The 12,620-nt window shown below is 44.5% G+C and carries 10 protein-coding genes; 7 read left to right on the top strand and 3 right to left on the bottom strand.

From position 1 onward, the window contains the following. Nucleotides 1–70: 70 nt before the first annotated feature. Together Q4549_RS19410 and Q4549_RS19405 are read left to right on the top strand one after the other, a co-directional pair. Nucleotides 71–613 carry a YtfJ family protein gene (locus Q4549_RS19410; protein ID WP_303553993.1) on the top strand — a complete coding sequence of 181 codons (543 nt, stop codon included), beginning with the start codon at nt 71–73 and terminating at the stop codon, nt 611–613. 246 nt (nt 614–859) lie between these two features. Further along, complete coding sequence (locus tag Q4549_RS19405; protein ID WP_303553995.1) at nt 860–1,681, top strand: TIGR03899 family protein; 822 nt, start codon at nt 860–862, stop codon at nt 1,679–1,681. Nucleotides 1,682–1,753: 72 nt separating this feature from the next. Here the strand turns inward: Q4549_RS19405 and Q4549_RS19400 are convergent, their stop codons facing one another. Genes Q4549_RS19400 through Q4549_RS19390 form a run of 3 tightly spaced genes read right to left on the bottom strand, consistent with a single transcriptional unit; the run spans nt 1,754 to nt 5,992 of the window. Beyond that, nucleotides 1,754–2,506: a phosphoadenylyl-sulfate reductase gene (locus Q4549_RS19400; RefSeq protein WP_303553997.1), complete on the bottom strand. Its 753-nt coding sequence runs from the start codon at nt 2,504–2,506 to the stop codon at nt 1,754–1,756. After that, the gene (gene cysI / locus Q4549_RS19395; RefSeq protein ID WP_303553999.1) at nt 2,499–4,202 is read right to left on the bottom strand and encodes an assimilatory sulfite reductase (NADPH) hemoprotein subunit; all 1,704 of its coding nucleotides are present in this window, start codon (nt 4,200–4,202) and stop codon (nt 2,499–2,501) included. Before cysI ends, Q4549_RS19400 begins: the two co-directional genes overlap by 8 nt. Further along, nucleotides 4,202–5,992 carry an assimilatory sulfite reductase (NADPH) flavoprotein subunit gene (locus tag Q4549_RS19390; RefSeq protein ID WP_303554001.1) on the bottom strand — a complete coding sequence of 597 codons (1,791 nt, stop codon included), beginning with the start codon at nt 5,990–5,992 and terminating at the stop codon, nt 4,202–4,204. The genes cysI and Q4549_RS19390 overlap by 1 nt, the downstream gene beginning before the upstream one ends. Nucleotides 5,993–6,207: 215 nt before the next feature. Here Q4549_RS19390 and Q4549_RS19385 point away from each other — a divergent pair, with 215 nt between their 5' ends. The 5 genes from Q4549_RS19385 to Q4549_RS19365 all read left to right on the top strand — a co-directional run bounded on the left by Q4549_RS19385 (nt 6,208) and on the right by Q4549_RS19365 (nt 12,585). Beyond that, entirely contained in the window at nt 6,208–8,013 is a 1,806-nt protein-coding gene (locus Q4549_RS19385; protein ID WP_303554003.1) for an ATP-binding protein, read from the top strand. 12 nt (nt 8,014–8,025) lie between these two features. Then, entirely contained in the window at nt 8,026–9,366 is a 1,341-nt protein-coding gene (locus Q4549_RS19380; RefSeq protein WP_303554005.1) for a sigma-54 dependent transcriptional regulator, read from the top strand. 199 nt (nt 9,367–9,565) lie between these two features. Then, nucleotides 9,566–10,546, top strand: a complete 981-nt coding sequence (locus tag Q4549_RS19375; protein WP_303554007.1) for a TRAP transporter substrate-binding protein — start codon at nt 9,566–9,568, stop codon at nt 10,544–10,546. Between the two features lie 80 nt (nt 10,547–10,626). Beyond that, nucleotides 10,627–11,163: a TRAP transporter small permease gene (locus Q4549_RS19370; protein WP_303511934.1), complete on the top strand. Its 537-nt coding sequence runs from the start codon at nt 10,627–10,629 to the stop codon at nt 11,161–11,163. A gap of 24 nt (nt 11,164–11,187) precedes the next feature. After that, a complete protein-coding gene (locus Q4549_RS19365; protein WP_303554008.1) occupies nt 11,188–12,585 on the top strand; it encodes a TRAP transporter large permease in 1,398 nt (465 codons plus the stop codon). Nucleotides 12,586–12,620: the final 35 nt, after the last annotated feature.

Here is a 12,620-nt window from a genome sequence, read left to right as displayed (position 1 = left end):
TTAGTTTTTTGTTATAAATGTTTCACACAGGTCTGACCTGATTAGTGCTGCTAACCACAAGGAATTCGACGTGAAACATTTTTTATTACTATTAAGTTTTCTACCTGCCTGGGCGATGGCGCTCAATATCAATCCTGGTAACTCTGTGCCCAATATCAACATCGACAATGCGGGAGAGTTACAGCTGACTGAAGGTGATATCAGCTATAGCCCTTGGAGCACTCAACAGCTCAATGGCAAAGTACGCCTTATCCAGGCAATGGCCGGGCGCACCAGCGCCAAAGAACTTAACGCGCCAATGATTGAAGCAGTGAAACAAGCTAAATTCGGTAACGATACCTACCAAACGGTTACCATCGTTAACTTAGATGATGCCATTTTTGGTACCTCTGGATTTGTAACAGGCAAAATGAAAACCAATAAAAAGAGTTTTCCTAAAGCCAGCTTTGTTATAGACAAAAAAGGCGATTTATTTGATCTGTGGAAAATTAAAGCGAAGTCTTCAGCCATTATATTGTTAAATGCAGAAGGTGAAGTATTGTTTGCTAAAGATGGCGAGCTAAACCAGCAGGAAATTGACCAAGTGATAGGCTTAATCAAAGCCAATATCTAAACTCAAAAAAATAGGCGTAAGTTATTTACGCCTATTCAAACATTGTCATAAGTACCAGTAGACTGACTACATACACGCTCATTAACACCGTTAATAGCTTATGTTGCTTTGTCCATACGGTAAGGTTTTTTAACACAGCTACCTCCCAATCAGCCAGTTAACCTAAATTTAACACTTTTAACAATGAATGCAAACTTGCTTTATCAATGAATCCCCAGTAAAAATGAGCAATCGAGGGAGTATTTCATGTCTGACAAGCCAATCATTGAGAACAAAAACAGCCAAGTAGAGAACACTGTGTTGCAGTTAGCTAAATTAGCTAAACAACGAGGTTTAGATGCATTACTACAAAAAGACAAAGTGCCGTCTACTTGGTCACAGCGAGCTCAGGCTCGAGCTATCGTTGAAAAAGCAACTCAACAACAAAACTTAGAAAGAATCATTTATTTCTCTGCCCAGAAAACCAGCGAGCAAGATGCGGGCAGCGAACCCGATGCTGATTGGATGACTGAATTTTTGCACTTGGCCAGTAATACCCAAGTAAAATCGATGCAAATGTTATGGGCAGACATACTGAGTCAAGAACTCTCTACTCCAGGAAGCTTCTCGGTAAAAGCCTTGCGTACGCTAAAACTGATGACGCAGCGCGAAGCTAAGTGGTTTCAGTCAGCGTGTGAGTTAAGTTCTACGATAGGTGGGGAAGCAAACAACAAGATTATTACCGGTATCGTCCGTCCTGCCAGTAATTTAGGTTTAGTAAGAGCAAAGCTAGATAAAATCAGCTTAGGCCTGCACCGTATGCCTTATCACCACATTCTGCAACTCACCGAACTAGGGTTGTTATTTGATAGGGAGCTGGAAATACGCCCTTCTGCTCATCACGATACGCCATTAATTCATGGTGAAGCCCACTATAGCCTAAGACCGCGATTTAAAGGCTGTAAGCTGATTTACCACCGCTTTACACCAATTGGTGATGAACTAGCTCAGTTAATTAACAAGCAAGCCCTGTCGTCTTATCAAGAGCAATTGGAACAATTGCTACACAATTACTTTGAGCGCAACTAAGCTCTGTAGAAATAAAATCAGCACTTATAAAAAACGCGACTTAAGCCGCGTTTTTTTGGTATTGGTAGCCGTTTAAATACCGCTTCCAGCCACCTCTTCGTGAATGCCACACTCACGTTTCAAGCCAAAGAAGCGAGTATCTTCTTCCGTCATGCCCGCTTGCAACGGCTGCGAAGTTTGCACATCACCCACCGATACATAACCTTCTTCCCATAAAGGGTGGTAAGGCAAGTTGTGCTCTTTTAAGTAGTAGTGCACGTCTTTATTGGTCCAATCAATAATCGGTAGTACTTTGAAGGCACCATTTTGAATCTGCAATACTGGCAAATCAGTACGGGTTGAAGATTGACTACGACGCAAGCCAGAGAACCAGCTCCTCACTTCGAGCTCTTTAAAAGCACGTTGCATAGGTTCTACCTTGTTTAAGGTATTGTATTGCTTTAAACCCTCTACGCCTTGCTCCCAAAGCTTGCCAAAGCGCGCCTCTTGCCAAGCGTTTGATTGCTGCGACTTATACACCTTCAAATTAAGGTTTAAGCGGCTAGCCAACTCATCAATAAAACGATATGTCTCAGGAAACAAATAGCCTGTATCGGTTAAAATAACCGGAATATCAGGTTTAATCTGAGTCAGCATATGCAGACTCACCGCAGCTTGAATGCCAAAACTAGAGGTTAACACCACCTGTTGTGGCAGATTATCTAAGGCCCAAGCAGCGCGCTGTTGAGCAGTCATGCCCTCAAGTTCTTTGTTTACATCAGATAACTCAGCAATACGCGCTTCAACAGGAAGCGCAGCCAATTGCTCTAAATCGAAGTTAGTCATGAAAATCCCTAACGCTTACTTTTACTTCAGCGACAATACCTACACGAATAACAAAGTCACCAAAAGCTTCATCTTGCTCACGTTCCTTAGACCAGCGCGCTATTAATCCGTCAAATTCAGACAAGATTTCCTGCTCACCAATACCCTCTAAATAGAGTTTTGGAATACGTGTTCCGCTTTGGTTACCACCTAAATATAAATTGTACTTACCAGGGCCTTTGCCCACTAAGCCTGCTTCGGCCAACATAGAACGACCACAACCGTTAGGACAGCCAGTAACCCGTAGAATGATGTGTTCTTCACTCATATCATGCTTAGCCAGCAGCTGCTCTACGTCATCAACCAAACCTGGTAGGTAACGCTCAGCTTCTGCCATTGCTAAGGGACAGGTAGGAAATGCCACACAAGCCATTGAGTTGAAACGCTGAGGGCTATGACCATCGTCAATTAAACCATGTTGGCGAGCCAGTTTTTCAACTTTGGCTTTATCTTTAGCCGCAACGCCGGCCACAACCAAATTTTGGTTAGCGGTCATGCGGAAATCCCCTTTATGGATCTCAGCAATTTTCGCTACGCCTGTTTTTAAGGCTTTTTCTGGATAATCTAACAAGCGGCCATTTTCAATAAATAGGGTTAAATGGTGTTTACCATCAATGCCTTCTACCCAACCAATACGATCACCACGAGAAGTAAACTCATAAGCACGGCTCTCTTCAAATGCTATCCCGGCGCGCTTCTCCACTTCTTGCTTGAAGGTATCAATGCCTACTCTATCAAGGGTGTACTTGGTTTTAGCATTTTTACGGTTAACTCGGTTACCCCAGTCACGCTGAGTCGTCACTACTGCAGCAGCTACCTCTAAGGTTTTGTTTAAAGGCACAAAACCAAAATCATCAGCACGGCGCGGGTAAGTAGACTTATCGCCATGAGTCATGGCTAAGCCACCACCCACCAGCACGTTAAAGCCAACTAATTTACCATTGTCGGCAATGGCCACAAAGTTAAGATCGTTTGCGTGTACATCAATATCATTACTCGGCGGAATTACTACCGTGGTTTTAAATTTACGCGGTAAGTAATTCGAACCTAAAATTGGTTCTTCTTCGCCACCTTCTACTTTTTCGCCGTCTAACCAAATCTCTGCATAAGCACGAGTTTTAGGCAATAAGTGCTCACTAATTTTAGTGGCCCACTCGTAAGCTTCTTGGTGCAGCTCAGACTCAACTGGGTTGCTGGTACATAGTACGTTTCGGTTAACATCACCGGCAGTAGCGATAGAATCAATGCCAATGCTGTTCAGCGTTTGGTGCATTAATTTAATATTCGGTTTTAATACACCATGAAACTGAAAAGTTTGACGGGTAGTTAAGCGAATACTGCCATACATGGTGTGGTCTGCGGCGAACTTATCAATGGCTAACCATTGTTTTGGCTGAATAATGCCACCCGGCATACGAGCCCGTAACATGACATTATGCAGCGGCTCCAATTTTTGTTTAGTACGCTCTGCTCGAATATCGCGGTCATCTTGTTGATACATGCCGTGAAAACGAATTAACTGGAAGTTATCAGCGGTGAATCCACCGGTAATGCGATCACCAAGATCTGCTTCAATAGTGCCACGCAAAAGGTTACTTTCTCGCTTTAGGCGCTCATTATCCGACAACTTGCCTTCAACAATTAGATCCGAACTCATTAGTAAACATCCTTTTGGTAACGCTTAGCACTGCGTAACTGTTTTAAATACTCTTCTGCTTGCTCTGGGCTTTTAGCGCCCTGCTCTGCAATAATCTCTAAGAGGGCTTGGTGAACATCTTTCGCCATGCGATTTGCATCACCACAAATGTAGAGGTGCGCCCCCTCTTCTAGCCATTGATAAACCTCAGCGGCGTTTTCTTTCAAGCGGTCTTGAACGTAGATTTTCTCAGCTTGGTCACGCGAGAACGCCACATCTAACTTGGTTAACAAGCCAGACTTTAAGTAACCCTGCCATTCTGTTTGATACAAGAAGTCTTGAGTAAAGGTTTGGTCACCAAACAACAACCAGTTTTTGCCTTCAGCATCGCTGGCGTCACGTTGTTGTAAAAATGCGCGGAACGGCGCAATACCGGTACCAGGCCCCACCATAATCACTGGGGTATCTGAGTTGCTCGGCAGGCGGAAGTTGTCATTGTGTTCAACAAACACTTTTACCTGTGCGCCTTCTTCCGCACGCGCACCTAAAAAGCCTGATGCTCCGCCTAAGCGCTGCTCATCACCTTTTTGGTAGCTGACAACACCCACCGTTAAATGTACTTCTTCTTCCACTTCGGCTTGGGCAGATGCAATAGAATACAAACGTGGCGTTAGCTTGCGTAGCGCGTCTACAAAATCTTGAGCACTTACCTTGGCTTTTTTCTCAAGCAATACATCAATTACTTGATGACTAGCCGCATACTCACGTAGCTTATCTTTATCAGCAATCACTGTTTGCAATTTCTTGCTAGCAGACCAATTGGCCCATGCTTCTACAAAAGCACCGCTAGTTTGGGTAATTTCTAGTTTCTCGGCTAAGGCCTCAGCCAGTTTGAGTTGCTGGTCATCAAGGCTAACCGTTTCATCCGCCGCTAAGCCAAGGCGAGCAATAATTTGTTCAACTAACAACTTATCATTTTCAAACCATACACCGAGTGCATCACCCGCTTGATATTGGATTCCTGACTCGCCCAAATCAATTTCTACATGGCGAACATCTTTAGCTGAATCTCTGCCAGTAATTTTTTGGCTTAAGCTTAACTCTGCGGCATAAGGATTCTTTTTATTGAACTGGCTGGCTGCAGGTGCATTCACTGGCAAACTAACTACCGAACCACTTGGCTCTGCACTTAAGGTTTGCTTAATTTCATCTAATGCTTTTAAGGTCCAAGCGTCGGCATCTTTGTCGTAATCAACGTCACAATCAACACGCTCAGCGACACGCTCGGCACCTAAGGCGGCTAAACGTTCGTCAAAATCTTTACCGGTTTGGCAGAAAAACTCGTAACTAGAGTCACCTAACGCTAAAACGCTGTATTTTAGGTTATCTAGTTTTGGCGCTTTTTTAGAAGCTAAGAACTCATGAAACTCAATCGCGTCATCAGGTGGCTCGCCTTCGCCGTTGGTGCTGGCAACAATCAATAAGTGAGTTTCATTTTTCAAGCTTTTCGCTTTGTAGTCAGCCACGTTAACTAGCTCAGCATTAATGTCTTTTGCTAGCGCAGCCGCCTTTAACTCTTCAGCAACACCTTTGGCATTACCCGTTTGCGAAGCATACAAAATAGTGAGTTTGCCAGCAGGTTGTGCTGAGGCCAACGGCGCAATTTGCCCGGCTGTTTGTCCAACACCGGCAAGGTAACCACTTACCCATGCCAGCTGAGTTACCGATAGCTCTGCCGTAGCCTGTTGCAGCAGGCTAACCTGTTGCTCAGACAGTGGGCTAGCCAATGACGAAAGTTCCTTTAACAACATTTTTTATCGCACCCTAGAATCACAATTGCAGCTAGTCTACCCAAGCTTGAGTCACCACAATAAAGAATAAAACGGGATTTTTTATAACCGTAGGTAATATACGGCCTTATTCAGCTGCCATTTTCGCTCACAATTTACACTATGTGACTGAACAATCAGCATTATGCTGAAATCTTTTATAAGCTAATGTTATTGAATGAGTGGATTGGCTTGCTATGGAACAGCGTCTGAAAAACGAACTCTCCTTAGGACAAAAGCTAGTATTGTTACTAGGCTGGCTAACCCTTATGCTGCTTGCTGGTGTTGCCGCTCAGTATCAAGCGAAACAGCAACAGCAACGCCAATTACTCGAAGAAAGCCAGCGTTTACAACGCAGTATTCAACACGAACTGGACCGTTTTAGAAACTTCCCTAAAGTACTTGCCATACAACAGCAGCTTATTGAGCCGCTGAGCCTTAATTTGAGTAGCCAACGCCGCCACGCTCTTAACCTTTATTTACAGCAGGTTAATCAGCTGCAAGGCAGTGATGTCACCTACTTATTAGACACCTCCGGTACCACGTTAGCCTCTAGCAACTGGCAAAGTGCCCGTTCTTTTGTGGGCAGTAGTTATAGCTACCGACCCTATTTTCAAACCGCTATTTTAGGCAAGTACGGTCAGTATTTTGCGCTTGGTTCTCGCTCTGGCGTACGTGGGTACTACTTCTCTGCACCGGTCATGCTTAAGCAGCGGGTCATTGGCGTATTGGTTGTGAAGGTCGCCCTCAATATCATTGATAAGAGTTGGCGAGACCCTAATTTCGAATACTTGCTTACCGACAAACACGGCGTGGTGTTTTATGCCTCCCAAACTCATTGGCTATACAACAGCATAAAACCGTTGCCGGAATCACTGCGCCAACAGCTTATTAACTCACGCCAGTACGGTGATAATAAACTGCCAAACATGGCCGAAAGCTTACATGAAAACAGTATTAACTTGCCGGACTACAGCGGCCAACGGATAGACTACAACAGTATAACTCGAGTATTACCCACGGCTGGCTGGCGCTTATATGCCTTGTCGGAAGATAGAGGTTATAGCAGCGACATTGGCGAAGCACTGTTCTTAAGTTCGCTATTCTATTTGGGTTTGGTATTGCTTTATTTATACTGGCGTCAGCTGCAAGCTAGGCGCCAATTACAAACTGAAATAAATCAAGAATTAGAAACCCGCGTTCAGCTGCGTACTGCAGAACTCACCAGCAGTAACCGCCAATTACAACAGGCCATTGACGATTATCAACGCACCGCAAGCACGCTAAAGAAAACCGAAGATGAACTGGTGCAAGCGGCTAAGTTAGCTACCTTGGGAGAGCTTTCGGCGGGTATTAATCATGAATTAAACCAGCCACTCACCGCTATGCAAAGTTACGCCGAAAATGCTTTGCGCTTTCAAGAAAAACAGCAGCATCAGCAAGTCACCCACAATCTACAAGATATTCTTAAGCTCACCTTAATGATGAGCAAAATGATTGCTAAATTTAAGATTTTCTCCCGTAAATCCCAAGGCCAAACCAGCGCAGTGTCTAGTGCAGTATCCATTAATGCGGCCTTATCCATTTTGGCCAATCGAATTGTTTCCAATCAAATAAAAATTGAATTTAGCGGCCAAGACCAACAGTGGGTTAAAGCCGATGCCATTCAATTAGAGCAGGTGCTTATCAACCTCATCAACAATGCCATCGACGCCTTAGAAAATATTCAGCAGGCGCGCTTGGGGATCCGCCAATATCAAGAAGGTGACTGGCAATGCATTGCTATTTGGGACAATGGTCCAATGCTAAGTCATGAGCAACTCAAACGAATTTTTGAGCCTTTTTTCACCACCAAAAAACAAGGCCTGGGTTTAGGCATGGCTATATCAAAACGATTAATTGAATCTTTTGATGGTGAACTTAGCGTACGTAACTTGCCCGGTATAGGTCCCGAATTTGTCATCCGTTTGCGCGTTCAAACGCCACCAGCTACTAATCAATAATAAGAGGTGAGAGTGTATACCCCAGTCATAATTATCGATGATGACCCTGATATTTTGCGCTCGTTAAAGCAAACCTTAGAGCTGGAAGACTACGAATGCTTAAGCTTTGAAAGTGCCGAACAAGCACTAAGGCAAATAAAGCGTACTTGGCCAGGGGTTATTATCTCCGACATAAATATGCCTGGTTTGAGTGGACTAGAGATGATGCAACGGGCTCATCAAATAGATGCCGATTTACCGATCATTTTGCTCACCGGTCATGGCGATATATCAATGGCTATCAAAGCCATTCGTGATGGTGCTTACGACTTTTTAGAAAAACCCTTCTCCACTAGCCACCTATTAGAGGTGCTGCAACGGGCCCTAGAAAAACGCCGACTGACCCTAGAGAACCGCGAACTAAAAGCGGAGCTAGATGCGCAAAGTGGTCCAGGTCCGCGCATTTTAGGATCTACTCCGTCGATAGTTCGGCTGCGTAAAATACTCAGTCATATTAAAGATACGCCCGCAGACGTATTAATTAATGGCGAAACAGGTACTGGCAAAGAGCTAATCGCGCGTTTTTTACATGACCACAGCGTTAGAGCCAAACACCCTTTTGTGGCCATTAACTGTGGGGCGATTCCCGAAACCATGATCGAAAGTGAGCTGTTTGGCCACGAAGCGGGGGCATTTACGGGCGCCCAAAAGAAACGGATAGGTAAGATTGCCTTTGCCAATAACGGCACACTATTTCTCGACGAAATAGAAAGCATGCCAATGGCTTTGCAGATAAAGCTATTGCGGGTGCTAGAAGAACGTAGTGTAGAGCCACTGGGCAGTAATCAAGCCACGCAGCTTAACTTGCGAGTCATTGCCGCCACCAAAAGTGATTTAAAAACCTTAGGTGAGCAAGGTGAATTTCGCAGCGATCTTTACTATCGACTCAATGTAGTAGAAGTGCAGATCCCACCGCTTAGGGAGCGTGGTGAAGATATTCCCTTATTACTAGAGAATTTTCTACGGGTTGCCGCCGCACGCTACCAACTGAATAGCCCTGAAATAAGCCCACAACGGTTGTCTGAGCTAATTCACCATGATTGGCTAGGCAATGTGCGGGAATTAAGAAACCTCGCCGAGAGGTGGGTGCTTATGGGCGAAGATGCAGCATTTAACGAAGCTAATAATGATCAACAAAGTTTAAATCTTGCCGAACAGCTATTCCGTTTTGAACGCACCTTATTGCAAGACGCTTTGCAGCGCCATAAAGGCCAATTAAAAGTGGTTCAAGAAGAGCTACAAATAGGCCGTAAAACCCTGTATGAAAAGATGAAAAAATACCAACTTGAGAAAGGCGATTATAAAGAAGATTAATGGGTCACTTTCCCCCCATTAGCTAAAATGCCTTGGGGGGATATCCCCCCACATTTTTAGCCACAAATACTCAGCCACCCGCTTACCCGCCAGTTAATCATTATATATCAAACACTTAATTACACTCATCATTCTTGGCTTAAGCTTTGCTATGAGCTGTAGCGTTGTAAGCAATTTACCCTACACAAGGATGATAAAAATGAAATTATTGGCAAGCACGCTCACAGCATTAAGTTTAGCTTTGGCTAGCGTAGTAAATGCAGCGCCTATTGAGCTTAAATTTTCACACGTAGTGGCAGAAAACACCCCCAAAGGCCAAATGGCCTTAAAGTTTAAAGAGTTAGTCGACCAACGTTTACCCGGTAAAGTAGAGGTGAAGGTTTACCCTAACTCGCAACTCTACGGTGATGGTAAAGAGCTAGAAGCCTTGTTACTGGGCGATGTTGAACTCATCTCTCCTTCCTTATCAAAATTTAAAAAATACACCAAGAAGCTACAAGTATTTGACCTCCCATTCTTGTTCCAAGACATGGCTGCCGTTGAACGCTTTCAAGCCAGTGCAGAAGGCCAAGAGTTATTGTCATCTTTGGAAAGCAAAGGCCTTGTAGGTTTAGGTTACTTGCACAATGGCATGAAGCAGTTATCGGCTAATGAACCGCTTTACACACCGGCAGATGCTAAGGGCAAAAAATTTAGAATTATGTCCTCAGATGTATTGGCAGCCCAATTTGAAGCAGTAGATGCTGTACCTCTGAAAAAGCCTTTCTCAGAAGTATTTACCCTATTACAAACCCGTGCCATTGATGGTCAAGAGAACACTTGGTCGAATATCTATTCGAAAAAATTCTTTGAAGTGCAAGCCAGCATTACTGAATCTAACCATGGGGTATTGGATTACCTGATCGTTACATCAGCCGAGTTTTGGCTTGAGTTACCTGACGATATTCGCACTGAACTAAAAGCGGCGCTAGACGAAGCGGTGGCTCACGGTAACCAAATTGCGGCGCAAAAAGCGGATAAAGATAAGGCTAACATTATGGCCTCTAAACGCTCTGAAGTTATTTCTTTAAGCCCTGAACAACGCATGCAATGGGTAGAAGCTATGAAACCCGTTTGGCAGCAGTTTGAAGGTGAAATTGGCAAAAACATTATCGATGCTGCAGTAGCGGCTAACCAATAAAACAGCTTGCGCAGAGACCCCTCGCTCTGCGCCCTTCACCGTGTCCCCAAAAGTATTCGGTGTGCTGATAAGGATATCCCATGAAGTTTGTGATTTGGTTTCGACGCTTTGAAGAAAACTTCATTGCTTTTTTGTTAGTGACTATGACCCTGCTGGTATTTGTTGAAGTGATTATGCGCTTTGTTTTCAACGCTGGCATTCACTGGGTACAAGAGGTCACTCTCTATTGCTCGGCTTGGTTAGTGCTGCTTGGGGCTAGCTGGGGTGTGCGTGAAGGCGCCCACATTGGCGTAGACGCCTTTGTAAAGGTATTGCCACCTACCCAACGAAAATGGCTCACCTTAGTCGCCCTAACCCTATGTTTATTTTACTGCTGCTTATTTATGTATGGCTCTTGGGTTTACCTCAGCAAGTTGCAGCGCATAGCCATTGAAATGGAAGATTTGCCCATAGAGAAATGGAAGACCATGAGTGTGTTGTTTATCGGCTTTGTGTTGCTACTGATCCGCTTTTTAGAAGTGGGATGGAAAGTTGTGACGAATCAGCAAGATGGTTTCCACCTCGCCGATGAGGCCAAAGAAAGTATGCAATTGGCCGACGAACTAAAAAAACAATAAGCGCTTGCGGCAAAGGAACTGACCATGACTACCTTCACCTTATTTATCTTACTGTTTGTATGCATGATTATTGGCATGCCCATCGCTATTGCGCTTGGTTTCGCCAGCATGACCACCATACTATTATTTTCTAACGATTCGTTAGCCTCGGTGGCGTTAAAACTATTTGAAGCGACTTCAGAGCACTACACCTTACTTGCTATCCCTTTCTTCATTTTATCTTCAGCATTTTTATCTACAGGCGGGGTAGCTCGTAGGCTGATTAATTTCGCCATGGACAGTGTTGGCCACATTCGCGGCGGCTTAGCCATGGCTTCAGTGCTGGCCTGTATGTTGTTTGCTGCGGTATCTGGCTCAAGCCCAGCAACAGTGGCAGCGATTGGCTCTATTGTTATCGCGGGCATGGTGCGCTCAGGCTACCCTGAATCACTAGCAGCAGGTGTTATCGCCAACGCTGGCACTTTGGGCATTCTAATTCCGCCCTCTATTGTAATGCTGGTTTACGCAGCGGCTACCGAAGTATCGGCCTCGCGCATGTTTATGGCGGGTTTTATACCGGGCCTGATGATGGGCAGCATTTTAATGATAGCCATATACATTGTGGCCAGAATTAAAAACTTACCTGCTCAGGCTTACCCTGGTATTCGCCAATGGGGCATTTCTGCACTTAAAGCGACCGGCGGCTTAATGCTGATTGTTATTGTACTAGGTTCAATTTATGGCGGTGTTGCTAGCCCCACCGAAGCAGCCTCGGTAGCCGCTATTTATGCTTTTTTAGTATCGGTATTTGGCTATAGAGACATTGGGCCAATCAAAGACCAAGCATGGCGAAATCAAGGCGAAAGCATGACGGCAGCCACAAGCCGTAATTTGATGTTGTTTCCTATCAGCATAATCAAGTCTGTGACCGACCCAGAAGTGCGCCAAGTGATCAAAGATGCGGCCAAAGTCAGCATTATGCTGCTATTCATTATTGCCAATGCGATGTTGTTTGCTCACGTGCTTACTACCGAGCGCATCCCGCATATGATTGCCGAATCGATTGTGGCTCATGGCCTACAGCCTTGGGCATTCTTGATAGTAGTGAATATTTTACTGCTGATTGCCGGTAACTTTATGGAGCCGTCGGCGATATTGCTGATTATGGCGCCAATACTGTTTCCCATTGCCACTCAGTTGGGCATCGATCCCATTCACTTAGGGATTATTATGGTGGTGAATATGGAGATTGGAATGTTGACCCCCCCTGTTGGGCTCAATTTATTTGTGACCGCGGGAATTACTGGCAAGAGTATGGGTTGGGTGATTAAGGCTTGTTTACCTTGGCTTAGTTTACTGCTGTTCTTCCTGATATTGATTACCTATATTCCGCAAATTTCCTTGTTCTTGCCTGAATATTTCGACCGAATAAATGGATATTAATTAACATACCAAGCTAAACAAAAAGGCCTGCTAAT

The organism is Agarivorans sp. 2_MG-2023 (assembly GCF_030548085.1).
GTDB lineage: Bacteria > Pseudomonadota > Gammaproteobacteria > Enterobacterales > Celerinatantimonadaceae > Agarivorans.
Note: the sequence above shows the minus strand (reverse complement) of the source record. Positions and strands in the feature narration are given on the sequence as shown.